This window comes from Microbacterium kyungheense (assembly GCF_006783905.1).
GTDB classification, from domain to species: Bacteria; Actinomycetota; Actinomycetes; order Actinomycetales; family Microbacteriaceae; genus Microbacterium; species Microbacterium kyungheense.
The window spans coordinates 1,088,721-1,112,764 of the sequence record NZ_VFPE01000001.1; the positions used below are offsets into that span (position 1 = coordinate 1,088,721).

At 72.5% G+C, this 24,044-nt stretch carries 22 protein-coding genes; 11 read left to right on the forward strand and 11 right to left on the reverse strand.

Going from position 1 to position 24,044, the window contains the following annotated elements:
• Positions 1-46: 46 nt before the first annotated feature.
• From FB391_RS04775 to FB391_RS04785, 3 genes are all read right to left on the reverse strand, one after another.
• A complete protein-coding gene (locus tag FB391_RS04775) occupies positions 47-1,711 on the reverse strand; it encodes a Mur ligase family protein (protein ID WP_141893108.1) in 1,665 nt (554 codons plus the stop codon).
• A 60-nt stretch (positions 1,712-1,771) separates the two neighbouring features.
• Positions 1,772-2,491, reverse strand: a complete 720-nt coding sequence (locus FB391_RS04780) for a YcnI family protein (protein WP_141893110.1) — start codon at positions 2,489-2,491, stop codon at positions 1,772-1,774.
• Between the two features lie 98 nt (positions 2,492-2,589).
• Entirely contained in the window at positions 2,590-3,186 is a 597-nt protein-coding gene (locus FB391_RS04785) for a hypothetical protein (protein ID WP_141893112.1), read from the reverse strand.
• Positions 3,187-3,277: 91 nt separating this feature from the next.
• On the opposite strand from FB391_RS04785, the gene FB391_RS04790 reads away from it, so the two are divergent.
• The 3 genes from FB391_RS04790 to FB391_RS04800 all read left to right on the forward strand — a co-directional run bounded on the left by FB391_RS04790 (position 3,278) and on the right by FB391_RS04800 (position 6,350).
• A complete protein-coding gene (locus FB391_RS04790; RefSeq protein ID WP_141893114.1) occupies positions 3,278-4,603 on the forward strand; it encodes a M50 family metallopeptidase in 1,326 nt (441 codons plus the stop codon).
• A 91-nt stretch (positions 4,604-4,694) separates the two neighbouring features.
• A complete protein-coding gene (locus FB391_RS04795; protein ID WP_141893116.1) occupies positions 4,695-5,063 on the forward strand; it encodes a YciI family protein in 369 nt (122 codons plus the stop codon).
• A gap of 63 nt (positions 5,064-5,126) precedes the next feature.
• A complete protein-coding gene (locus FB391_RS04800) occupies positions 5,127-6,350 on the forward strand; it encodes an RNA polymerase sigma factor (RefSeq protein ID WP_141893118.1) in 1,224 nt (407 codons plus the stop codon).
• Between the two features lie 9 nt (positions 6,351-6,359).
• Here FB391_RS04800 and FB391_RS04805 read toward each other — a convergent pair whose 3' ends face one another.
• Positions 6,360-8,330: an anthranilate synthase family protein gene (locus FB391_RS04805; protein ID WP_141893120.1), complete on the reverse strand. Its 1,971-nt coding sequence runs from the start codon at positions 8,328-8,330 to the stop codon at positions 6,360-6,362.
• A gap of 206 nt (positions 8,331-8,536) precedes the next feature.
• Here FB391_RS04805 and ispG point away from each other — a divergent pair, with 206 nt between their 5' ends.
• Positions 8,537-9,688: a flavodoxin-dependent (E)-4-hydroxy-3-methylbut-2-enyl-diphosphate synthase gene (gene ispG, locus FB391_RS04810; protein ID WP_185842942.1), complete on the forward strand. Its 1,152-nt coding sequence runs from the start codon at positions 8,537-8,539 to the stop codon at positions 9,686-9,688.
• Between the two features lie 2 nt (positions 9,689-9,690).
• A complete protein-coding gene (locus tag FB391_RS04815; protein ID WP_246093354.1) occupies positions 9,691-10,554 on the forward strand; it encodes a phosphotransferase in 864 nt (287 codons plus the stop codon).
• A 168-nt stretch (positions 10,555-10,722) separates the two neighbouring features.
• Here FB391_RS04815 and FB391_RS19620 read toward each other — a convergent pair whose 3' ends face one another.
• The gene (locus tag FB391_RS19620) at positions 10,723-11,319 is read right to left on the reverse strand and encodes a YdcF family protein (protein ID WP_246093355.1); all 597 of its coding nucleotides are present in this window, start codon (positions 11,317-11,319) and stop codon (positions 10,723-10,725) included.
• Positions 11,320-11,370: 51 nt separating this feature from the next.
• Between FB391_RS19620 and FB391_RS04825 the strand changes: the two genes are divergently transcribed.
• Together FB391_RS04825 and FB391_RS04830 are read left to right on the forward strand one after the other, a co-directional pair.
• On the forward strand, positions 11,371-12,117 hold the full coding sequence (locus FB391_RS04825) for a metallophosphoesterase family protein (protein ID WP_141893123.1): 747 nt from the start codon (positions 11,371-11,373) through the stop codon (positions 12,115-12,117).
• The gene (locus tag FB391_RS04830) at positions 12,114-13,331 is read left to right on the forward strand and encodes a benzoate/H(+) symporter BenE family transporter (RefSeq protein ID WP_141893125.1); all 1,218 of its coding nucleotides are present in this window, start codon (positions 12,114-12,116) and stop codon (positions 13,329-13,331) included. The genes FB391_RS04825 and FB391_RS04830 overlap by 4 nt, the downstream gene beginning before the upstream one ends.
• Before the next feature lie 15 nt (positions 13,332-13,346).
• Here the strand turns inward: FB391_RS04830 and FB391_RS04835 are convergent, their stop codons facing one another.
• Positions 13,347-13,616 (reverse strand): putative antibiotic biosynthesis monooxygenase, encoded by a 270-nt coding sequence (locus tag FB391_RS04835; protein ID WP_141893127.1) that lies wholly within the window; start codon positions 13,614-13,616, stop codon positions 13,347-13,349.
• A gap of 115 nt (positions 13,617-13,731) precedes the next feature.
• Between FB391_RS04835 and FB391_RS04840 the strand changes: the two genes are divergently transcribed.
• Entirely contained in the window at positions 13,732-14,334 is a 603-nt protein-coding gene (locus tag FB391_RS04840; protein ID WP_141893129.1) for a TetR/AcrR family transcriptional regulator, read from the forward strand.
• Positions 14,335-14,344: 10 nt separating this feature from the next.
• On the opposite strand, the gene pcp is transcribed toward FB391_RS04840, so the two are convergent.
• Both pcp and FB391_RS04850 read right to left on the reverse strand, forming a co-directional pair.
• Entirely contained in the window at positions 14,345-14,977 is a 633-nt protein-coding gene (gene pcp, locus FB391_RS04845; protein WP_141893131.1) for a pyroglutamyl-peptidase I, read from the reverse strand.
• A gap of 9 nt (positions 14,978-14,986) precedes the next feature.
• A complete protein-coding gene (locus FB391_RS04850; protein WP_141893134.1) occupies positions 14,987-16,459 on the reverse strand; it encodes an RNB domain-containing ribonuclease in 1,473 nt (490 codons plus the stop codon).
• A gap of 37 nt (positions 16,460-16,496) precedes the next feature.
• Here FB391_RS04850 and FB391_RS04855 point away from each other — a divergent pair, with 37 nt between their 5' ends.
• Positions 16,497-18,293 carry a proline--tRNA ligase gene (locus tag FB391_RS04855; protein ID WP_141893135.1) on the forward strand — a complete coding sequence of 599 codons (1,797 nt, stop codon included), beginning with the start codon at positions 16,497-16,499 and terminating at the stop codon, positions 18,291-18,293.
• 33 nt (positions 18,294-18,326) lie between these two features.
• Here FB391_RS04855 and FB391_RS04860 read toward each other — a convergent pair whose 3' ends face one another.
• Together FB391_RS04860 and FB391_RS04865 are read right to left on the reverse strand one after the other, a co-directional pair.
• Complete coding sequence (locus tag FB391_RS04860) at positions 18,327-18,830, reverse strand: pyridoxamine 5'-phosphate oxidase family protein (RefSeq protein WP_141893137.1); 504 nt, start codon at positions 18,828-18,830, stop codon at positions 18,327-18,329.
• 59 nt (positions 18,831-18,889) lie between these two features.
• Positions 18,890-19,531 (reverse strand): acetate uptake transporter family protein, encoded by a 642-nt coding sequence (locus tag FB391_RS04865; RefSeq protein ID WP_185842944.1) that lies wholly within the window; start codon positions 19,529-19,531, stop codon positions 18,890-18,892.
• Positions 19,532-19,691: 160 nt separating this feature from the next.
• On the opposite strand from FB391_RS04865, the gene FB391_RS04870 reads away from it, so the two are divergent.
• On the forward strand, positions 19,692-20,741 hold the full coding sequence (locus tag FB391_RS04870; RefSeq protein WP_141893139.1) for an LOG family protein: 1,050 nt from the start codon (positions 19,692-19,694) through the stop codon (positions 20,739-20,741).
• Positions 20,742-20,770: 29 nt separating this feature from the next.
• Here FB391_RS04870 and FB391_RS04875 read toward each other — a convergent pair whose 3' ends face one another.
• Positions 20,771-21,598, reverse strand: a complete 828-nt coding sequence (locus FB391_RS04875; protein ID WP_141893141.1) for a DUF1206 domain-containing protein — start codon at positions 21,596-21,598, stop codon at positions 20,771-20,773.
• A gap of 376 nt (positions 21,599-21,974) precedes the next feature.
• On the opposite strand from FB391_RS04875, the gene FB391_RS04880 reads away from it, so the two are divergent.
• On the forward strand, positions 21,975-23,918 hold the full coding sequence (locus FB391_RS04880; RefSeq protein ID WP_141893143.1) for a lipase family protein: 1,944 nt from the start codon (positions 21,975-21,977) through the stop codon (positions 23,916-23,918).
• The last annotated feature ends 126 nt before the right edge of the window (positions 23,919-24,044 follow it).

The following is a 24,044-nucleotide window of genomic DNA, read 5'->3' on the forward strand; positions in this document are numbered from 1 at the left end:
TCGCGAATCCTCGGGTTACGCGGGGGAACCCGGGGCGCGTTCCGCCTCAGGCTCCGGGGTAGACCGGACGGAGAGGGTCGGATGCCGGCGTCTCGTCGTCGGGGTACGGCACCGGCCAGTGCGGCTCGGGGACGGGCCAGCCGGCCTCGCGCAGCGCCCGGCGGGCGAGCTCGCGGGCGGAATACGGGGTGCGGACGCCGCGGATGTCGCGATAGTCCTGGTGGCCGGGGCCGGCCCACAGGATCGCGTCGCCGTCGCCGACGAGCGCCACCGCCTCGATGATCGCGCGCTCGGGCGGCGAGTACTCGTGGATCTCGGCGTCCGGGCGAGCACGCCGTGCGCCTTCGACGAGGGTCGCGCGGATCGAGTCCGGGTCCTCGTGACGGGGATGGTGGTCGGTGATGACCAGGATGTCGCTGCCCTCGACGCCGGTGCGGCCCATGTCGTGGCGCTTGGTGGCGTCGCGGTCGCCGTCGGCGCCGAACAGCATGACGACCTTGCCGGGGGTGACCCGCCGCACCGCGGCCAGCGTCTTCTCGAACGCGTCGGGGGAGTGGCCGAAGTCGACGTAGACCGCGGGGCCGGTCTCACCTGACACGAGCTCGGTGCGCCCGGGCAGGTAGGCGTCGATGCGCCCGCCGTCGAGGGCGTCGACGAGGCGTTCCCACGCGTAGCCGCCCTCGAGGATCATGACGATGGCGAGGCCGGCGTTGGCGGCCATGTGCCGGCCGATCACGGGGACGAGGGTGGTGAGCGTCCGCCCGTCGCGGGCGGTCAGGCGGAACTCGGTGCCCACCTGCCGCTCGTCGAGGATCTCGACGACCCAGTCGGCGGCGGCTGCGGCATCCTGATCCGACGCCAGCGCAGGCGTGCTGACGGTGATCGTCGGCACCTCGCTGCGGGCGACGACCTCTGCGCCGGCGGCCGAGTCGACGCACACCACGGCACGACGCGAGCGGTCGGCGCGGAACAGCGGCAGCTTCGCCTCGAAGTACTCGCGCATGTCGGCGTAGTCGTCGAGGTGGTCGTGGGTGAGGTTGGTGAAACCGGCGACGTCGAACACGATGCCGTCGACGCGACGGCGGCTGAGCGCCTGCGCGCTGACCTCGACCGCCACGGCCTCGACGCCGCGCTCCCGCATGAGGGCGAGGAGGGCGTGCATCTCGTACGCCTCGGGCGTCGTCAGGCGCGACACGACGACCTGGCCGGCGATGTGACGCTCCGCGGTCGACGACAGACCCGTGGTCACGCCGAGCTGGCCGAGGATGCCCTCCAGCAGGTGCGACACGCTCGTCTTGCCGTTGGTGCCCGTCGTGCCGAACAGCGTCGGCAGGTCGTCGTCCCGGCCGGTGCTGTACACCCACGCCGACAGGTCGCCGAGGAGGGCGCGCGGGTCCTCGACGAGGAGGACGGGCAGTCCGCTCGCCGCGGCGACGTCGGCGCCGGCGGCGTCGGTCACGACGGCGACGGCGCCCTTGTCGGCGGCGGCCTGGGCGAACTCCGCGCCGTGGCGGTTGACTCCCTGCACAGCGACGAACACGTCGCCGGGCCGCAGGTCGGCGGTCGCAAGGGTGAGACCGGTGAGCGTCGCCCCCTCGACGTCACCGCGGACATCCGAGGCGAATCGGGCCGCGAGGTCGGCGACGGAGTGGGTCGGCGGCGCGTCGGGGCGGAGTACCGGGGGCAGGTTCGAGGGCGCGTCGGTCGGCATGGCGCATCCATCTTCGCATGGCGCCCGCCCTTGCGCGGGCGGGCGCCATGCGTCGGAGGATCAGGCGCGGCGGCGGCCCCGCACCAGCGCGACGATCAGTGCGGCCACGCCCGCGACCAGGCCTCCCGCGGCGAGCCAGCGCGCGACCGGATCGGCGCTGCCTGTGGATGCCGCCACCGCATCGTCGTGGTCGGCGTCGTCGGCTGAGGCGTCCGCGGCACCGCCGTGATGGTCTCCGCTCGCTGCGGCGTCGACCGCCGCGCCCACCGTGACGACGGGCGCGGGGTTGTCGAGCTCCTCCGGGTCCTGGTCGTCGTCGGCGACCTGCGTCCAGGCCGTCTCGCCGACGGCGCAGGTCTGCGTCACGGGAAAGGCCAGCTCGGTGTCGGCGGCGGACTCCGCGAACAGCACGTCCATCGCGACGGAGGCCTTCAGGCCGCTCTCTACCGGGTTGTCGGCGGTGTAGACGACGCGCGTCGGCACGCCGTTGGAACCGAGTTCGCGCGTGATGGTCCAGCCGCCCTGCACGACGGGGGTCGCATTGGCGACGCCCTCGGGGATGTCGATGGCGAGCGCGGTCGTCGGGGAGTCGTCGCAGCCGTGCGCGAACGAGAAGGTGAGGGTCTCGGTCGCGCCGGCCGAGGCGGCGTCAGGGTCGACGTGCACGTGCGCAGATGCGGCGAGCGGCGCGCCGAGCGCCAGGGCGAGGCCCGCGCCGAGGGCGACCGCGCCGACGGCGAGGGCGCGGCGAGCGGAGCGAGTGGTCGTGGTGTCGTTCATGGGTTGTCGTCTTTCGTCTTCGGCGCGCGGCGCAGCGGCCGCTCGCACGGCTGAGGTCACCGACCGAGCCGGATGCTCGAACGGTGCGGATGCGGCGCTCAGGGCGTCGCGGTGACGAAAGCCGGCGGTCCGCGCCGGGAGACCCCCGACAGCGCGGTCCGTGCCGGGCGGATCCTGCGCTCGCCCTGGGCGGCGACCAGTGCGGGCGAGGGCGGCGGCGGTGCGACGCGGACGCGGGCGAGCAGCGACCGGATGCCGCGGCCCAGGGCCCGCAGCATCCGCTCGCCGCCGTACAGCCCGGCGACGGTGGCGACCGCGGCGAGCACGTGCGCGAGGAGCATCGCCGTGTCGGGGAGGGCGATGGCGGCGAAGCGTTCGGCGCCCGCCGGTCCGCCACCGCCCACGAGGACAGTGACGTGGTGGGCGTGCGGCGCCGACGGGTCGGCGCCCGCGGTGAGCGCGAAGGCGAGGTGGAACAGCACCTGGCTGGCGAGCACGCTCACGGCGATGCGCCACGCCGACAGCCTGCGTCCCACCATGGCGACCCCGAACGGGGCGGCGAGCACACCGACCGCGGCGACGAGCGCAGGCGCGGGCGGGCCGCCGCCGGCGAGGGTGTGGGCTGTTGCGGCGACGAGCGTCGCGACGGCCGCAGCGGCGGTGCCGCGCAGAGCGCGGGCGTGGCGTGGCGTCACGACTCCTCGCTTCCGTCGACCGGTGCCCCGGGACGAGCCTACGCGACACCGTCACACCCAACTCAAAGGCAGGCGCGGGTACCGTGATCGTGTGGAGATCCTCGCCTTCGTCGTCGGTGTCGCGCTCATGGTCGTGGGCCTGGCGGTGTCGATCGCGCTCCACGAGCTGGGGCACCTGTGGCCGGCGAAGAAGTTCGGCGTGCGCGTGGGCCAGTACATGATCGGATTCGGCCCGACGCTGTGGTCGCGCCGGCGCGGCGAGACGCAGTACGGATTCAAGGCGATACCGCTCGGCGGCTACATCTCGATGGCGGGGATGTACCCGCCGTCACCGGCTCTTCAGCAGGCTCAGGCAGCCGGCGGCCGGGCCGGACGCGCGGCGGGCGGCTTCTTCGCGACGATGGTGCAGGACGCCCGCGTCGCCAACGACGAGACGATGCAGGGCGAGGAGGACACGCGGGTCTTCTACCGGCTGCCGATCCACAAGCGCATCATCGTGATGCTCGGCGGGCCGCTGATGAACTTCCTCTTCGCGGTCGTCCTGTTCACCGTGCTGTTCTCGGCCATCGGCCTGCAGACCGCCACCACGACGGTCGCGCGGCTGTCGGAGTGCGTGCCGGCCACGACGAGCACCTCGACCACGAGCGAGTGCACCGCGTCGGACCCCACGGCGCCTGCCGCTGCGGCCGGCATCGAGCCCGGCGACACGATCGTGTCCATCGACGGGGAGCCGGTCGCGGACTTCACAGAGGCGACGGCCATCATCCGCTCGTCTCCCGGCGAGCAGCTGCGGTTCGTCATCGACCGCGACGGAGAGCAGCACACGGTCCAGGTGACGCCCGCCACCGTCGAGACCACGGTGACGGCGGCCGACGGCTCGACGACGACCGAGGAGGTCGGCTTCGTCGGCATCGGCCCGACCGTCGAGTACGTGAAGCAGCCGATCTGGGCGGGTCCCGAGGCGGCGGTGCAACAGGTCGGCGCTGTCGCGGGCATCATCTGGCAGCTGCCCGCGAAGGTGTGGAACACCGCGGCAGACCTGGTGACGGGCGAGCCGCGCGACCCGAACGGTCCGCTCAGCATCGTCGGCGCGGGCCGGCTGTCGGGCGAGGTCGCCGCAGCCGACGCGCCGGTGCTCAACCGCGTCGCCGGGTTCCTCTCGCTCCTGGCCTCGCTGAACATCGCGCTGTTCGTCTTCAACCTGATCCCGCTGCTGCCGCTGGACGGCGGCCACATCGCCGTCGCGCTGTGGGAGGGCATCAAGCGCGTGTGGGCGAAGGTCTTCCGTCGCCCGCCCCCGAAGCCCGTCGACGCCACGAAGCTCGTCCCGCTCACATTCATCGTCGTGATCGCCCTCATCGTCATGGGCGCGGTGCTCGTGCTGGCCGACATCTTCAACCCGGTCACACTCGGCTGATCCCCGAGGGATCTTCGACGCGGCTGTCGAAAACTGCCTTGCCCGTTCGCTGTGGGGATGAAACGGTTCCCCTGACGAAAGGACACGGGCCATGAAGTACGTCATCATGTTCACCTCGACCCCGGAGCTCGACGCGGCTGTGCCCGAGGAGCGCGCCAAGGAGGTCTACGGGCGCATCTGGGACTGGTTCCAGACCCATGGCGATCAGATCGCCGACGGCGGCGCAGAGCTGCTGCCGGTCACGACGGCCACCACCGTCAAGCACGGGCCGGACGGCCCCGTCGTCGTCGACGGCCCGTTCTCGGAGGCGAAGGAGGTCGTCGGCGGATTCAGCGTGATCGACGTCCCCGACCTCGACGCCGCCATCGAGCTCGTCAAGACCTGGCCGTCGCTGGCGCTGCCGGGCATCGCGATCGAGATCCGCCCCATGGTCACCGACTACAGCCAGTTCGAGCAGTGAGCGAACCGGATGCCGCGGCCCGCGGCCCGCGGCCCGTCCGAAGACTCCGGCCGGCACGGGGCCGTGGAATCGGGAAGGGCCGCGGCATCCGACCGGCTCCTCGGCGTCGTCGTCCGCGAGGAGTCCGCCCGCATCACCGCGGCACTGACGGCGTCGTTCGGCAGCTTCGATGTCGCCGAGGAAGCCGTCGCCGAGGCCGTCGAGGAGGCGCTGCGCGAGTGGCGGCGCCGCGGGATCCCGCCGAAGCCCGGCGCGTGGCTGATGCAGGCGGCGCGCCACAACGCCCTCGATCGCGTGAGGCGTGCGCGGGTGCTGCGCGACAAGGTCGCCCTGCTGCCGGAACCTCTCCCGGCCGGAGCTTCGGCGCCCGCCGACGAGCGCCTGCCGCTGCTGTTCGGCTGCTGCCACCCGGCGCTCGCGCCCGACGCGCAGCTCGCCCTGACGCTGCGGGCGGTGTGCGGCCTGACCACGGCGCAGATCGCGCGGGCCACATTCTCGACCGAACCGGCCACCGGCCAGCGCATCTCGCGGGCCAAGCGCAAGATCGCCGACAGCGGCATCCCGTTGCGCGTGCCGTCCGGGCCGGACGCCGCCGCCCGCCTCGACCTCGTGCTCACGGTCGTGTCGGTGACGTACAGCGAGGCGCACTTCGTCGCGGGAGCGGATGCCGCCGCCGACCGCGATCCGGCCGACGACGCGCTGTGGCTGGCCGAGGTGATCGCCGACGCCCTGCCGCGGGCAGCGGAGGCGCACGGCCTCCTGGCTCTCCTGCGGTTCCACCGCGCCCGCGAGTCGGCGCGGTCGGTGGACGGCGAGCTGGTGCTGCTCGCCGACCAGGACCGCTCACGCTGGGACGCCGGTCTGATCGCGGGCGCCCGCGACGAGCTCGAACGCGCGGCGCGCCTGCGCCGGCCCGGACGCTGGCAGCTCCACGCGGCGATCGCCGCGTGCCACGCGGACGCCTCGGATGCCGCCTCCACGGATTGGCTCCAGGTCCTCACCCTCTACGACATGCTGCTCGCCTACGACCGGACCCCGGTCGTGCGCCTGAACCGCGCCGTCGCGCTCGCACGCGTCGAGGGCGCGGACGCCGCTCTCGACGAGGTCGACGCGCTCGCCGACGCGCTCGCCCGTTCGCACCTCTGGCACGCCGTCCGGGCATCGCTGCTGCGCGAGGCCGGACGCGACGACGAGGCGCTCGCCGCCGACCTGCGCGCCCTGGAGCTCACCGCGAACGAGGCCGAGCGCCGTCTGCTCGCAGCCCGCACGGGTGGTGCCGGCCGCTGAGCGACGGGGTCAGGCGAAGGCCTGCTCGACCAGTCGCTGCAGCGTGGTCATGCCGTCGCGCGACAGGATCGACTCGAGGTGCCCCTGCACCGACGCGAAGGCGGGGCCGCGCAGCGCATAGACGTCCCCGGCGTCGTCGGCGGCCACCTCGGCACCGGCCACCTCCGTCGTCCCGGCCGGGACGCGCGCGGTGAAGGTGTTGTAGAACCCGATCGAGGCCGGCATCCCGAACACGTCCACGGTCTTCTGCAGACCCTGGTGCGGGGCATCCAGCGGAGCGAGCTCGATCCCGAACGAATCGGCCAGGATCTGGTGGCTGAGGCAGACCGCGAGCAGGGGAGTGGCGGCGTCACGGCGGCGCGCGACGACCTCGCGCATGCGGCGGATGCGAGGGTTGCCGGCATCCCGCGGATCGCCCGGTCCCGGGCCCGACACGAGCAGCTCCGCGGCGTCGACCTGCGCGTCGGTGACCTCGTTCCAGGGTGCGATCTCGACCGCGAGGCCGAGGTGGCGCAGCTGGTGCGCGAGCATCCTCGTGAAGCGGTCCTCGGCGTCCACGACGAGGGCCGAGCGCCCGGCGAACGGCGCCGGGCCCGACGTGCCCTGCGGGTTCAGCCAGAACTCGGCGAGCCGTGCGTTGCGCGAGGCGAGCAGCTGGGCGATCGCCGGGTCGTCGGCCAGGCGCCGCGGGGCGGCGGCCGGGGCGTCCTCGTCGATCTCGGTCGCGCCGCCTGCGACGGCGTCGAGCACGGCTGCGCCGCCCGCCTCGGGGGCGTCGCCGGCCGCCTGCTCGGCGGCCACGTCGCGGGGCACCGCGCCGATGGCACCCAGCACGCCGGCCGCCTTGCCGTGCGTCTCGCCGACCTCGCCGTACGGGTCGGAGTGGCGCACGAGCGTCGCGCCCACGGGGACGCGCAGGCGTCCGTCCTGCAGGTACGCGGTGCGGATCAGGATCGGCGCGTCGAGGTCGTGGGTCGGCTCGTCGGCGAGCAGCGTCTCATGGGGCGTGAACAATGCGGCCACCCCCGAGTAGTAGCCGCGGGGGGTCGTCTCGTGGCGGGTGATGACCGTGCAGGCGTTCTGCATCGGCGAGCCCGTCACCGTCGGCGCGAACATCGTCTCGCGCAGGATGTCGCGGGGGTCCAGCTTGCTGCGCCCGCGCAGCACGTACTCGGTGTGGGTGAGGCGCGACATCTCTTTGAGGTGCGGGCCGGTGATGCGGCCGCCGTCCGAGCAGACCGCGCTCATCATCTTGAGCTCCTCGTCGACGACCATGAAGAGCTCCTCGGTCTCTTTGGTCGACCGCAGGAACTCGGTGAGCGTCTCGACGGTCGCCCCTCCGGCCGGGTGGCGGAAGGTGCCCGAGATGGGGTTCATGGTCACCACGCCGTCGCGGGCGCTCACGTGCGCCTCGGGGCTCGCCCCGACCGCCACGTGGCCGGGGGTGACGACCGCGAAGGTCCAGTACGCGCCTCGCTCGTGCTCGAGCAGCGCACGGAACCACGTGAGGGCGGCGGTGGCGGCATCCGTCGACACTCCCGCGGTGAAGTCGCGGCGGATGACGAAGTTGGCCCCCTCGCCGCGGCCGATCTCATCGGCGATGACCCGGCGCACGATGTCGGCGTAGTCCTCGTCGGCGATGTCGAAGCCGGGCTCGTCGAGGGCGATCGGCTCGGCGGGCAGCTGCGCCAGGGCGTCTTCGCGGGGGATCGCGGCGCGCTCGGTCACGACGAGGCAGCGCAGCGGGGCGTCGTCGTCATGGCATTCGAAGCCGCGTTCGCGCACCTGCCGGAACGGCACGAGCGCGAGCACCTCGCGCGGAGCGCCCGCGGCGTCGGTGAGCGGGATGTCGCCCAGCAGGTCGACGTCGACGATGTCGCCGGCGAGCACCTCGACGGTGGCGCCGTCGCGGGCGATGAGGGCGAAGGGAAGGCCGCTCTGGGCGATCTCGCGGAGGGAGCGGTGGGCGAGGCCGGTCATGGCTGCAGTTCTTTCGTCGTGGGGGAGGCTTCCCTTACGAAAAAGAAGACCGCCCCGGGGGCGGTCGTCGGTCGCGCGAACCCACCGCCTATGCGGTGGGCCACCAGAGAAGTCGCGCGGACATGCGGTCACGATAGCAGAGAGTGGATGCCGCGCCCGGCCTCGTTACCGACGCCACGATGTCGTCACGCGCGTAGGCTGGGGAGGTGCCAGCCGTGAATCTCGGGATGCCCAAGGTCCCCGAAACGCTCGCCCCCCGCCGCAAGAGCCGCCAGATCAAGGTGGGCAAGGTGCTGGTCGGAGGCGACGCCCCCGTGAGCGTGCAGTCGATGACGACGACGCCCACGACGAACATCAACGCGACCCTGCAGCAGATCGCGGAGCTCACCGCCTCGGGCTGCGAGATCGTGCGCGTCGCCGTGCCGTCGCAGGACGACGCCGACGTGCTGCACATCATCGCGGCCAAGAGCCAGATCCCGGTGATCGCCGACATCCACTTCCAGCCGAAGTACGTGTTCCAGGCCATCGACGCCGGCTGCGGCGCGGTGCGCGTGAACCCCGGCAACATCCGCAAGTTCGACGACCAGGTCGGCGCGATCGCCGCAGCCGCGAAGGCCGCGGGCGTGTCGCTGCGCATCGGCGTGAACGCCGGGTCGCTCGATCGGCGCCTGCTGGAGAAGTACGGCAAGGCGACCCCCGAGGCGCTCGTCGAGAGCGCCGTGTGGGAGGCATCCCTCTTCGAGGAGCACGACTTCCACGACTTCAAGATCTCGGTCAAGCACAACGACCCGATCGTCATGGTGAAGGCCTACCGGCTGCTCGCAGAGCGGGGCGACTGGCCCCTCCACCTCGGCGTGACCGAGGCCGGGCCCGCCTTCCAGGGCACGATCAAATCCGCGACGGCGTTCGGCATCCTGCTGGCAGAGGGCATCGGCGACACGATCCGCGTCTCGCTGTCGGCGCCGCCGGCCGAAGAGGTCAAGGTCGGCCACCAGATCCTGCAGTCGCTGAACCTCCGTGAGCGCAAGCTCGAGATCGTGTCGTGCCCGTCGTGCGGGCGCGCGCAGGTCGACGTCTACACGCTGGCCGACAACGTGACCGAGGGCCTGAAGGACATGACCGTGCCGCTGCGCGTCGCGGTGATGGGCTGTGTCGTGAACGGTCCGGGTGAGGCCCGTGAGGCCGACCTCGGCGTCGCGTCAGGCAACGGCAAGGGCCAGATCTTCGTGAAGGGCCAGGTCATCAAGACCGTGCCCGAGTCCGAGATCGTCGCCACCCTCATCGAGGAGGCCAACCGCATCGCCGACGAGATGGGCCCTGAGGCCCCCGTCGGCACCGCGCAGGTCGTCACCTCGTAGTCGTGGGCGCTGCGGGCTTCGGCCGGCTGTCCGCGGCGCAGCGCGCTCGTGTCGACGAGTGGATGCCGGCAGCCGAGGTGGTCGCCGACCTGAGCTGGAACCAGGTCGAGACGATCGTCCTGCGCGTGCGCCAGGGCGACGCCGAGTTCGTCGTGAAGGCCGCCGGCCCCGACGTGCGCCATTTCGGCCGCGAGCTCGACGCGCACCTCGGCGGACTGCTGTCGGTCTGGGCGGGCGCGGGCCGAGCGCCCGTGCTGCGCCACCACGACCGTGAGGCTCGGGTGCTCGTCACGGCCTGGCTGCCGGGCGAGCTGGCCTACCGCACCCCATGGGGCATCGATCCCGGCGTGCACCGGCGTGCGGGGTCGCTGCTGCGCGAGTTCCACGCGCAGGCGGTGCGTCCGTCGGAGGGGACGGATGCCGCGGCCACCGCCCGAGCGCTGGCCTGGCTGGATGCACCCCACGCCGTCGCGCCGGCGGTCGAGGCACGGCTGCGTGACGCGCTCGCCGCGCTGGGACCCATCGAGGCCGACCTCGTGCCGACGCACGGCGACTGGCAGCCGCGCAACTGGCTCGTCGACGGCGACGCGGTGCGCGTCATCGACTTCGGCCGCTTCGCGTTCCGGCCCGCGGCGAGCGACTTCGTGCGCCTGTCGGCCCAGGAGTGGCGTGCGGAGCCCGCGTGCGAAGCGGCTTTCTTCGACGGCTACGGCGCCGACCCGCGGCATCCCGATCACTGGCTGCTCATGCGACTGCGCGAGGCGATCGGGACGGCGTGCTGGGCCCATCAGGTGGGTGACGTCGCGTTCGAGGCGCAGGGCCATCGCATGATCGCCGACGCGCTGGCCGAGTTCGACGACCGCTGAGCCGGACCTCGCTGCGACTTCGCGCGGCGGCATCCTCACGCGGTCGAAATCGGCACGCGCTGTCGTTCTCTTCCCACCCCGATTGTCCGCGCTGTCGAAATCGGCACGCGCGCCAGCTTCTTTCAACAGCGGATGCCGGAAACGACAGCGCGAGCGCACACGCCCGGGTCACGCACGCCCGCGTCGAGCCTGGTGCTGCCACGCGATGATCGCGGCGGCGACGGTGAGGATCGGCGCTTCGCCGACGCGGTGGTCGTCGCCCCGCACCAGACGCGCGGCGAGGTCCGGACGCACGGCCCACAGGTACTCGCGGCCGACGACGGCGTGGGGCGCGTGCGAGACGATCTTGATGGTGTCGGCGTCCTCGACGAGCGGGACGGCGAACCGGATGTTCTCGGCGGTCGTGCGACTCTGCGTGTCGAGGCGGATCGGGCCGGTGTAGCCGCGCTCGCGCGCGTACCGGGCCATGAGCTCGGCCTCGGGCACATCGCCGCCGACCGCGCCGCCGCACAGCACCAGGACGCTCTCGGACGCCGCCGGGTCCTGCGAGCGCAGGCCCGCCCGCACGCGGTGGCGGTTGACGAAGTTGGCGCGTGTTCCCGTGTTGCGGTACCCCAGCACGACGACCGCCTCGCGGCCTCCGGGCACCCCGGAGTCGCCGAGCGCCTGACGGGACGTGCGCCAGTGCACCGCCTCCGCCCACGAGAGGAGGGCGGCGGCCGCGGCGGCCGTCACGCCGGCCAGGATCAGCAGGAGGCGACGCACACCCCCGACCCTAGAGGCATCCGCGTCGCCCGACGTGGCAGGATCACGAGCGTGCCCCTCGAACGGATCGCCCTCATCTCTGACATCCACGGCAATCTGACGGCTCTCGACGCCGTGCTGGCGGACATCGCCCGGCGCGGCATCCATCGCATCATCAATCTCGGCGACAACGCCGGCAAGGGGCCGCGCGGCGGCGCCGTGGTCGACCGGGTCCGCGAGGTGTGCGAGGTGAACCTCCGTGGAAACTGGGACGACTTCCTCGACGGCATCACCGATGACGAGCCCGAAGAGATGCGGTGGTGGCGCGACGAGCTGTCGGCGTCGCAGCGACGGTGGCTGCGCACCCTGCCGCTGAGCCACGACCTGGCACTCAGCGGCCGGCGCGTGCGGCTGTTCCACGCGTCGGCGGAGAGCCCTCACGTGCGGGTGCGCTTCCGTCACACCGACGAGCAGTTCGACGGCATGTTCCTGACGACCGAGATGACCGGCGACGGCCCCGCGCCGACGGTCGTCGGGTACGGCGACATCCATGACGCCTACCTCGAGTCCCGCGACGGGCGCACTCTCTTCAACGTGGGCAGCGTCGGCAATCCGCTGGACGAGCCGATGCCGAGCTACGTGATCCTCGAGGGCGTGCCCGACACCGCGGACGCGGCGCCGTTCGAGGTGCGCTTCGTGCGCGTCCCGTACGACGTCGAGGCCGAGATCGCGGTCGCCGAGAGGGTCGGGATGCCGCAGGCCGACGTCTGGGCCGTCGAGCTGCGCACCGCCGTGTACCGGGGACGGCAGAACGCATGAGCGACGCCGCCGACTCCCCGCCGGACGCCGGGGCCACGGAACCCCGCGCGCCGCTGTCGCGCCCGATCGTTGCCGGCATCGTCACGGCGCTCGTCGGCGTCACCAGCTCGTTCGCCGTCGTGCTCACCGGACTGGACGCGGTCGGTGCGACGCCCGCGCAGGCGGCGAGCGGACTGCTGGCGCTGTGCCTGACGATGGGGGCGGCGTCCATCCTCATCGCCTGGCGCTACCGGATGCCGATCACGGTCGCGTGGTCGACGCCCGGTGCCGCAGTGCTCGCGGCGACCGGCTCCGTCGAGGGAGGCTGGCCGGCGGCGGTCGGCGCGTTCCTCGTGACGGCGGGCCTGATCCTGCTCACCGCGCTGTGGCCGCAGCTCGGTCGGCTGATCGCCCGCATCCCGCCGTCCATCGCGCAGGCGATGCTCGCCGGGGTGCTCCTGCCGCTGTGCCTGGCGCCGGTCACCGGGATCGTCGCCGACCCGTGGGCAGTGGCGCCCGTCGTGATCGTGTGGCTCCTCGGAGTGCGGTTCGCGCCCCGCTGGGCCGTGCCGCTGGCGTTCGTGGCGGCCGCCGTCGTGGTCGGCGTGCATGTCGTGACCACGGGCGCCTCGATCGACCCGGGAGTGCTGATCCCGCGACTCGACTTCACGGTGCCCACGCTCACGCTCGGCGCCGTGGTCGGCCTTGCGCTGCCGCTGTTCCTCGTGACGATGGCGTCGCAGAACGTGCCCGGCGTGGCGATCATGCGCAGCTTCGGCTACGAGGTGCCCTGGCGCCCCGCGATGCTCGTGACCGGTGTCGGCACGGCCCTGGGTGCGACCGCCGGCGGGCACGCGATCAACCTCGCGGCCATCAGCGCCGCGCTCGCCGCCGCCCCCGATGCCGATCCCGACGCGAGGCGCCGGTGGGTCGCGGGCGTCTCGACGGGCGCCTCGGGCATCGTGCTGGGCGGCCTGTCGGCGGCTCTCGTGGCGCTCGTTGTGGTGGCGCCGGAGGCCGTCATCCCGGCGGTCGCCGGCATCGCGCTGTTCGCGGCGTTCGGATCGGCCGTCCAGCAGGCGATCGACGATCCGGGGGAGCGGCTGCCCGCTGTCGTGACCTTCCTCGTGGCAGCCTCCGGCGTGGCGATCGCCGGCGTCAGCGCCGCCTTCTGGGCACTCGCGGCCGGGCTCGTCGTGCGCGAGGTGCTGCACGTCGGGCGCCGCCGGACCTGAGAAGCGGCGCTGCCGTCAGCGGGCCGCGCGCCGGCGCACCATCGCGGCGTGCAGTCGCAGCAGCCGCGGGACGACGACGTACACCGCGAGCGGGACCACGACCGCGGTCAGGACCAGCGCGCGCAGGATGGGGTGCCACGACTCCGAGATCGGGGCGAGCAGCAGCATCCCGATCGAGACGAGCGGGAAGATCGCGAGCCACGTGATCGCCGCGCGGACGTGGACGGAGGGGACAACAGGTGCGGGGGCGTCGGTGACGGGAACAGGGGCGGTCGACGTGGACATGTGCGGCATCCTTCCAAGAATCCAACCGAATGGTTGCAACTGGTTGGTTGTAAGTGAAGCACCCCGCGCTCTATTCCGCAACCATCCAGTTGGAATCGGCGAGTAGCATGGATGCATGGCGTGGGACACCGATCGCACCAAGAGGCTGCTCCTCGACGCCGCCACGGCGGAGTTCAGCGAGCACGGACTCGCCGGGGCGCGCGTGGACCGCATCGCCTCCGCCGCCGGCGTCAACAAGGAGCGCATCTACCAGTACTTCGGGAAGAAGGACGACCTGTTCGCGACGGTGCTCGCCGAGGCGCTGCAGGCGGCCCTGCAGGCCGTCAACGCCGAGGGCACCGGGCCCGACGCCGTCGGCGACTACGCGGCCCGCCTCTTCGACCACCACATCGCGCACCCCGAGATTCCGCGGCTGGTGTATTGGGAAGGTCTCGAGCGGGGTCTGCTCGCGGCCGACAGCCCGGTGCGCGCGGCCTTCCATGCCGAGAAGGTCGACCGCATGCAGCGCATGCTCCCGGGCATCGGGCGCATCGAGGCGGGGGAGCTGCTGCTCACCCTCGTGAGCCTGGTCAACGCGTGGCCCGTCCTGCCGCAGCTGGACGCGCTGATCATCCCCGACGCCGGCGACCGAGGCGCGCGCGTGATCGCACGGCGTGCGGCGATCATCGCGACAGTCACGGCGGCAGCCGCCGCGGCGATGGAGTCTGCGGCGGTCTGAATCGAGCGGTTCAGTGCAGCGTGCCGCCGGGCACGACCGCGTCCTCGGTCACCTCGATGCTCGTGCGCACCGCGATCTCCAGTGCGTCGGCGATGTCGCGCAGCGGCAGCGACACCGCACCGGCCGGGGCGTGCTCGGTCGACCACGGCACGTGCACGAACCCGGCGCGCACCGGGGCCGCCGCTGCCTCCAGTGCCGTGAAGAACACGTGATTGCACACGAAGGTGCCGGCCGAGTACGACACCTCGGCGGGGATCCCGGCCGTCGTGACCCTGCTGACGATCTCTTTCACGGGCAGGGTCGCGAAGTGCGCGGCCGGAGCACCCGGGACGCTCGGCACGTCGACGGGCTGCGCGCCGTCATTGTCGGGGATGCGTGCGTCGACGAGGTTCACCGCGACCCGCTCCACGCCGATCGCGGCGCGTCCGCCCGCGAGGCCGGCCGCGATGACGACGTCCGGCCGATGCTCGGCGATGAGCTCGCGCAGGCGCGTCGCGGCGCCGGCGAACGTCACCGGCAGCACTGCGGTCACCAGCAGCTCGGGACCCTCCCACCGGGACGCGACCAGGTGCACGGCCTCGCCGGACGGATTGGCGGCGTCGCCGCCGAAAGGTTCGAACCCGGTGAGCAGGACGGTCGTCATGACTCCAGGCTATGCACGCGCCGGGAGTGCGGGCTCCAGGACGATCTCGCCGGTCGCGATGTCGGCCGAGGTGAGGCGCAGACGCACGGTGGTCCCCGCGGCCGCCTCGAGCCCCTCGACTCTCGCGGCGACGGGCGGCTCGATCAGCTGCACGCGCGCGCTGCCGTTGCGGCGGCCCAGCACGACCGCATCGAACGCCCGTCCCTCTTTGCCCGAGAGCTGGGCCGCCTCCACCCGATCGAGCGTGCCGGCCTCGAGCCGGTTCGCGAGACCGTCGCTGCGTCCCATGATCTTCGGCAGCGAGCGCAGGCTCTCGCGTGCCCACCGCGGGACGTCGCGACCGTTCGCGATCGCCTCGCACACGACGAGGGACCAGCGGTCGACGAGCCGGCGCAGCGGCGCGGTGGTGTGCGCGTACGGCGCGCCGATGGCGGACTGGAGCGGATCGGCGGGCGGCGTGCCGTCGAAGGCGACGTACCCGGCGCCTCGGAAGAGGCCGGTTGCGGCATCCAGGATCGCGAGCGCCGACGGATCGTCGCGGTCGAGGCCCCGCAGGTAGTCGCCGTACGCGACCTCGGTGCGCCAGGGCTGCCCGAGCGCGACCGTCTGCGCGCGGAACGCCGCCGTGTCGTCGGGCGCCGGCGCCGGCATCGTGCGCAGGATGCCCACACCGCCGCGGAGCATGAGCTCGGCGGCCGACATGCCGGTCAGCAGCGACACCTGGGCGTTCCAGTCCTCCACCGGCAGGGGCGCATCGCGCTCGAGGCGGTAGCCCCCGTCGTCGGGCACCACGCGCGCCTCGGGCACGTTGAGGCTCGCGCCGCCCCGCTCGGACTCCCGCTCCAGACGCTGCGCACCGAACCACGCCAGCGCCTGCAGCGTCGGCGGCGCGGTGCCCGCGTCGACGGCAGCCTGCGCGTCCACGTACGTCCACTGCCGCCTCGAGCGGATCACCGCGCGCCGCACCGTCGTGGTGAGCGGGCGCGCGCCGTCGTCGAGCTCGAACCGCCACACGTACGCGCGGCGGTCGCGGTCGGGGAGAAGCGACGCGGCGTCCTCGCTGATCGCGACGGGGTGCAGCGGGATGCGGCCGTCCGCCGCGTACAGCGTCTGCCCGCGCTCGCGCGCCTCCGCGTCGATCACCCCGCCGGGTTCGACGTACGCGGGCACATCGGCGATGGCGTAGTGCAGGATGCCGCCGGCCGGCGTTCCCTCCGGCGACAGGGTCAGCTCCAGATGCATGGCCTGATCGAGATCGGTCGATCCCGCCGGGTCGATCGTGAGGAACTCGAGGTGGCGCAGGTCGTCGAGTCCCGCGACGGCGGGGTCGGTCGGCACGGACCGGGCGGCGCTCGCGGCGGCGGCATCCACTTCTGCCGGGAAGGCGGTCGGCAGCTCGAGGTCGACGCGCAGCTGCGCCAGCGACTCGATCAGCTCGTCGTGCGCACGGGCAGGGGCGAGTCGGGGGCGGCGGGCGGGCACCCGATCAGTGTAGGCACGGGCCCTAGACTTGACGATCGTGGTCACCCGTCTGTCGAACTTCTTCCTCCGCACCCTCCGTGAAGACCCCGCCGACGCCGAAGTCACGAGCCACAAGCTGCTCGTGCGCGCCGGCTACATCCGCCGCGCCGCGCCGGGAATCTTCACGTGGCTGCCACTGGGGCTGAAGGTCAAGGCGAAGATCGAGGCGATCATCCGCGACGAGATGGCGAACGCGGGCGCGTTCGAGGTGCACTTCCCGGCATTGCTGCCCCGCGACCCCTACGAGCAGTCCGGCCGCTGGACCTCGTACGGCGACGGCATCTTCCGCCTGCAGGACCGCCGCGGCGCCGACTACCTCCTGGCGCCGACGCACGAGGAGATGTTCACGCTCCTCGTCAAGGACCTCTACTCGTCGTACAAGGACCTGCCGCTGACGATCTACCAGATCCAGGACAAGTACCGCGACGAGGCTCGCCCCCGTGCCGGCCTCCTGCGCGGTCGCGAGTTCACCATGAAGGACGCCTATTCGTTCGACTACACGGACGAGGGGCAGGATGCGTCCTACCAGGCGCAGCGCGACGCCTACGAGCGCATCTACCAGCGCCTCGGGCTCGAGTACGTCATCGTCGCGGCCGACAACGGCCTCATGGGCGGCGCCCGCAGCGAGGAGTTCCTGCACCCGACCTCCGTCGGCGAGGACACCTTTGTGCGCTCGGCCGGCGGCTACGCCGCCAACGTCGAGGCGTTCACGACCGTCGTCCCTGAGGCCCTCCCGTTCGACGGTCTCGGCGCCCCGGTGATCTTCGACTCGCCCGACACGCCCACGATCCAGACGCTCGTCGATCACTCCAACGCGCACCTCGACGCCCCGGCGCCGGGCATCGCCGGTCCCGCGACCGACGGCGCGGGCGAGTGGACCGCGGCGCACACGCTCAAGAACGTCGTTCTCGCCCTCACGCACCTCGACGGCACGCGCGAACTCGTGATCGTCGGCATCCCCGGCGACCGCGACGTCGACGACAAGCGCGCCGAGGTGGCGTTCGCGCCCGCCGCTGTCGAGGCCGCGACGGCGGAGGACTTCGCGGCGAACCCGCTGTTGGTGAAGGGGTACATCGGGCCGTGGTCCGAGACCGGCGCGATCCTCGGCGAGGAATCTGCCACCGGCATCCGTTACCTGCTCGACCCCCGCGTCGTGGACGGCACGGCGTGGGTCACCGGCGCCAATATCGACCAGAAGCACGTGCACACCCTCGTTGCGGGCCGCGACTTCGCGGGCGACGGGTTCGTCGAGGTCGCGAACGTGCGCCCCGGCGACCCTGCTCCCGACGGATCAGGTCCGGTCGAGCTCGCGCGCGGCATGGAGATCGGACACGTCTTCCAGCTCGGCCGCTTCTTCGCCGAGACCCTCGGCCTCAAGGTGCTCGATGAGAACGGCAAGCTCGTGACGGTCACGATGGGTTCGTACGGCATCGGCGTCACCCGCATCCTCGCGAACCTCGCCGAGCTCAACAACGACGACAAGGGGCTCGTGTGGCCGGCCGCCGTGGCTCCGTTCGACGTGCACGTGGTGGCCGCGGGCCGCGACGCCGCCGCGTTCGAGGTCGCGGCGCAGCTGTCGGCGGACCTCGAAGCCGCGGGGCTCGACGTGCTCTACGACGATCGCCCCAAGGTCTCGCCCGGCGTCAAGTTCGGCGACGCCGAACTGGTGGGCGTCCCGAAGATCGTGATCGTGGGCCGCGGCGCCGCCGACGGTCAGGTCGAGCTGTGGGACCGCCGCAGCGGCGACCGCGAGGTCGTGCCGGTGGGCGAGGTGGTCGCGCGCCTGCGCGGCTGAGGAATCCGCACCGCCGCCGGCGGACGGGCACGGTCAGCAGCTGACGTGACCGTGGATCACGGTGTCGTCGTCCGGCGTGTCCTTCGTGAACAGCGACTTCAGCATGCCGGCGGCCATCACCAGCTTGCCGTGTGCGGGCTCCCAGAACTCGGTCTCGGCCGGTGTCACCTCGAGCAGCGCGATCCCGGGGGTCTGCAGCCCGTCCTCGAACCAGATGTCGAGAGACGGCGTGTAGAGCTCGTTCATCTTCGCGTCGTCGTGGACGATGCGTGCGCGCCCCGCGATCGAGACGTAGCGCATCCCCTTCGCGTCGCAGTACGACAGTCCCACGTCGCGATCCGCCTTCGCCTCGTCGACCTTCTTGGTGTCTTCCGCCGTGAAGAACCAGATGCGGCCGTTCTCGTCCATCTGCCTCGTGCTCATCGGCCGGCTCACGAGCCGCCCCTCGCTGTCGATCGTCGTGAGCATCGTGAAGTCGATGTCCTCGACGAGTTCCTTCACGCGGTCCAGCGCCTCGGGTCCTGTCATCTCTGTCATGTCCCGAGGCTGCCGCACGGACGGCCGCGGGGCCAGGGGATTGACACCGTGCGTCCGGGTCAGGACTCCGGGTTCGGGTCCGAGTCCAGCCACGGCGGGCCGAGCGGCACGACGCGCCGGCCGATCGTCCGCCAGTAGAACTTCTCGACCAGCAGGTACGCGGCAAGCGCCGAGGCCGCGATGAGGAGGACCGAGCCGACGATCGCGAACCCCTCGGCGCCGGTGAAGGCGCCGGCCGCCTGGAACCCGAGGCCGAACGACACGCACAGCAGCGTGATCGGCAGCACGGTGTTGTGCGCGGCGCCGGCGGGGACGAACAGCAGGGCCAGGATCGCGAAGATCAGCGTGAAAAGGCCGCGCGCCGACGCCGTCACCTCCAGGAACCCGAGCTCTTCGCCGAGGAGGAACCCGGGCACGACGATCCAGTACCAGCCGAAGGCGTTGTAGACGATGAAGTGGAAGTTGTCGCCGGCGAAGTACGACAGCATGCCCGCCGTCACCTGAACGACGCCGCCGAACGCGGCGCCGATCCAGAAGACCGGCGCGTCGTCCTGCAGCCCAAGATGCGCGAGCTGCGCGGTCACCGTGGCGATCACGAAGCCGAGGAGGCCGATGAGTCCGGGGTCGGCGACGCGCAGCCCGCCGGTGCGCGGGACGCGGATCGCATCGGTGATCGCGATGTTGGTGGTGCCGTCGGTCATGTGAGCCTCCCGTGCGCCGTGCCCGCCCGCGTCGTCCTCGCCCAGTATGCCCAGTGGGCGCCCTGCGCTGCCATCGCGGACGGCGGTCGACGGCATCCGCTGGCATCCGCTGTTCACGTTCCGGCCACCGCGCGACGACAGGACGTGGCACGCTGGCGTCATGGGCCAGAGCGACACCGGAACCATCCCGCACCCCGTCACCGAAGAGCTGCGTGCCACCATGGCGGCGGCCGGCATCACGCACGACGCCGATCTGATCGCGCGCATCCTCGCCACCGGCATCGGGCTCGGACTCGACGACACCGACCGGCTGGACCTCAAGATCACGTCGTCGGCGCTCAGCGAGATGCGACAGGCGTTCCGGCTGTTCGCGCCGTATCGCGGCATCCCCAAGGTCACCATCTTCGGCTCGGCCCGCACGCGGTCCGAGGACGAGCTGTACCGTCAGGCGTCCGAGACCGCGGCCGCGCTCGCCGAACAGGGCTGGATGGTCGTGACCGGTGCCGGTCCCGGGATCATGGAGGCGGCCGCCGCGGGCGCCGGTCCGCTGCAGTCGCTGGGCGTGTCGATCCGGCTGCCGTTCGAAGAGAAGCCGAACGCGATCGTGGGCGGCAATGCGCGCAACGTCGCGATGAAGTACTTCTTCACGCGCAAGCTGATGCTCGTCAAGGAGTCGCGCGGGTTCGTGTGCGTCCCGGGCGGCTTCGGGACGCTCGACGAGATGTTCGAGCTGCTGACGCTGCAGCAGACCGGCAAGGCAGACCCGACCCCGATCGTGCTGCTGGACGCGCCGGGCGGCACGTTCTGGGCGGGGCTCCAGCGCTTCGTGGACGAGCACCTGCTGCCGTCGGGCGTCATCTCTCCGGGCGACTTCGACCGCGTGCTGGTCACCGACTCGGTCGAGGCGGCGGTCGCGGAGCTCACCGGGTTCTACCGCAACTACGACTCGCTGCGATGGGTCGGCAAGCGACTCGTGCTGCGGCTGAAGGCGGAGCCCACAGACGCCGAGGTCGAAACGCTCAACGAGCAGTTCGCGGGCCTGGTCGCCGAGGGCCGCATCGAGCGACGAGACGCGCTCCACGTCGAGCGCGAGGACGACGACGTGGTGGACCTGCCACGTCTGGTGCTGCGGCTGGATCAGTTCCGGGTGGGGGAGCTGTATCGCCTCATCCGCGCCGTCAACGCCCTGGAGTCCGCTCCGCAGGAGTGAGGGCGGGATGCCGCACCCCGTGCCGGTCGTCAGAGCCGGCGGTACCGCGCCGACAGCGCCAGGAACACGCCGTAGGCGATGAGCCCCACGCCGATCCCACCGCAGACGAAGGGCCCGAGCGGGAGGGCGATGAGGCCGTCGAGGGCCGCGTCGAGCCCGCCCGCGTCACCGGGATCGACCTTGATCGCCGCCACGACCAGCAGCACGCCCACGGTGAGCAGCGCGAGCCCCTTCGCGACGTAGCCCACGACCGCGAGGACCGTCACGACGGTCCCCGCGCGCCCCGAGGGCAGGTCGAGCAGCCGGACGAACCGGCGGGCGAGGCCGATGACGGCGAACCCGATCCCGCCGGCGCCGATGGCCACACCCACGAGGCCGAGCACGAGGGGTCCGCCGGGGACGAACAGCACGCCGCGGCTGGCGTCCTGCACGCTGCCGTCGGGGTCGGGGCGTGCGCCGACGGCGACAGCGGCGGCGAAGATCGCGAGTGCGAAGAACACCGCGGCCTTCGCCCACTCGATCAGTCGCGCTCCCCACTTGCGGGGCTGTGAGTCGCGGCGCACCAGGATCCCGTCGAGGATCTGCCAGACGCCGAGCGCCGCGAGCGCAAGGGCTGCCAGCCACAGGACGACGAACCCGAGCGGCGCGCCGGCGATCGCCAGCAGGGCGCCGGACTGATCGGTCTCGCCGTCTCCGCCGAAGGCCACCACGATCGCGAGGACGCCGATGAGCACGTGGACGATGCCGTCGGCGACGAAGCCCGCCCGGGCGAGCGTCTCGAACACGGGATTCGCTTCTGCGTGATGGGCGGCTGTGCGCACCTCCGCGCGCGCCCTGGCCCCTGCCCCAGATGACATGGCGTCCACGGTATTCCGCACCCCCGAGCGGGCGCGGGGGCTTGCGCGGGCGCGGTGCGCTGTGCTGTGCGGCAGGCGCGGCCACGGCGCGCGGCGTCGTGTGACGCAGGCGTCGGCGAGGGTGGCACGTTCGCCGCGCCGACGTCGCTCTTCCCCGACTACGGCAGCGCGGCGCCCGGCGACGTGCCGTCGGCGCCGCGGCCGGCGGTGGTGCAGGTGTTCCGCGCCTGATCGCGGCACGCGCCAGAGACGGGAGGGTGGATGCCGCGGCATCCACCCTCCCGTGCGTCCGTGGTACGTCGAGGGCGGACGATGCCCGGCGCACACGCCGCCCGCTGTGACCGGACGCTCGGGAACCCCGCCTAACATGGGGCGGATGATCCGCGAGGGCACGCATCGGCCCGCGACCGGATGGAGCATCGTGCCGCGACTGGTGCGCGGCGCCCCGCCGGTCGTGCTCGTCGTCGTCGGTGCGCTCTCGCTCCTGGTCGGGCTGCTCATCGTCACGCGTCCGCTGACGTCGCTGCTCGTGCTCACGATCTACGTCGGCATCAGCGCCATCCTCTCGGGAGTGGCGCGCATGCTCGCGGCGCCCGAGACGCCGCTGTGGTCGCGCGTGACATTCGGTGCCCTGTGGATCGCGGTGGGCCTCGCGGTCCTCGTCGGATTCGGGCGGACGCTCGAGCTCCTGCCCGAGCTGATCGCGATCCTGCTCGTGCTCGGCGGGCTCGCGTCGCTCTACGACGCGCTCACCCGCGGACGCGTGAGCCGGCGTGTGCTGTCGGCCGTCTGGGGCGGCGCTCAGATCGCGTTCGGCGTGCTGTCGTACGCGTGGCCCGACGTCACCGTGCTCATCGTCGCGCTCATCTTCGGGCTCCGCACGATCGTGTTCGGTGCGACCCTGCTGTTCCGCGCGGTGCGGGCCTTCGTCGAGGGCCGCCGGTCGGTTCCCGGCACGGCCCAGCCGGCGCCCGGCGCCGAGGGGGAGCCGGCCGCGGAGGACGCCGGGGTGTCGCGCGACGGCGCAGCAGAGGGGGATGCCGCCGACCGGCGGCCGCCCGCATCCGCCGACGTCCCCCGCCCCACGCGCGCCCGTGCCGCATGGCTGGCCGCCGGACGATATGCGCTGTCGGTGCTGCTGGTCGTGCTCGCCGCGGGCGGCTGGTGGGCGAACTCGTGGTTCGAGGACGGCGCGCAGGTGGTCGACGCGTTCTACGACCCGCCGGCGGTGGTGCCGTACGGGCACGGCAAGCTCATCCGCTCGGACGAGTTCGCCGGGCAGAAGCCCCCCGACGCCGACGTGTCGCGCATCCTGTACACGACCCGCGACGCCAACGGCCAACCCGCCGTCGCCAGCGGCCTGGTCATCGTGCCGCACGACCCGCCGCCCGGTCCGCGTCCCGTCGTCATCTGGAACCACGGCACGACCGGCGTCGCGCGGGGCTGCGCACCGAGCCTTCGCGATGCGTCTGCGACGAAGTGGGCGATCCCCGGGCTCGACGAAGCCATGGCGAAGGGGTGGGTCGTCATCGCCTCGGACTACTCGGGGCAGGGCGCGCCCGGCGAGTTCCCGTACCTCATCGGCCGTGGCGAAGCGCGCTCGTCGCTCGACGCCGTGATCGCCGCGCGCGAGCTCGAGGGACTGACGCTGTCGGCGCACACGGTCGTGTGGGGGCACTCACAGGGCGGCCACGCCGCACTGTGGACCACCCAGATCGCGCCGGACTACGCCCCCGACCTCGACATCCGCGGAACGGCGGTGCTGGCGCCGGCCGCCGAGCCTGTCAAGCTCGCGCAGGAGCTGCTGTCGGGCGATGCCAACGCGATGCTGTCGATCCTCGTCTCGTGGGTGCTCGTGCCGTACGCCGACACCTATGCCGAGATCGACCTCGCCGACTACATCGCGCCCGGGTCGGAGTCCATCGTCCGCGAGATGACGCAGCGATGCCCGACCGAGCCGGGTGTGATCGTGTCGGTCGCCACGGCGCTGGGCGTCTCGGAGGACCGCCCGCTGTACGTCGGCGACCTGACTGCGGGCGCCCTCGGCAAGCGCCTCGAAGACAACACCCCCAAGGGCCCCTGGGGCACCCCGATCCTTATCGCGTGGGGGAGTGAGGACGAGGTCATCCCGCCGCGTCTGCAGCGGGAGTTCGTCGCCACGCTGTGCGCGCAGGGCGAGCAGGTGCGCAGTCTCGAGTACCTGGGCTACGACCACCTGCGCACGCTGCTTCCGGGCTCGCACTTCATCCCGGTGCTCATCAGCTGGACCGATGCGCGCTTCCGCCACGCCGACACCCACGTGGACGACTGCGGCCGGTGAAGCACCGCCGCGACCGGTGGACAAGAGGCGTCAGGCGACTCCCAGGGCGGCGGGCTCCGGCATCGGGTAACGTTGTAGGGTTCCGGCGCGCGCAGGCGGGCCGGTGAGAGCTGAATACGGAGGCTG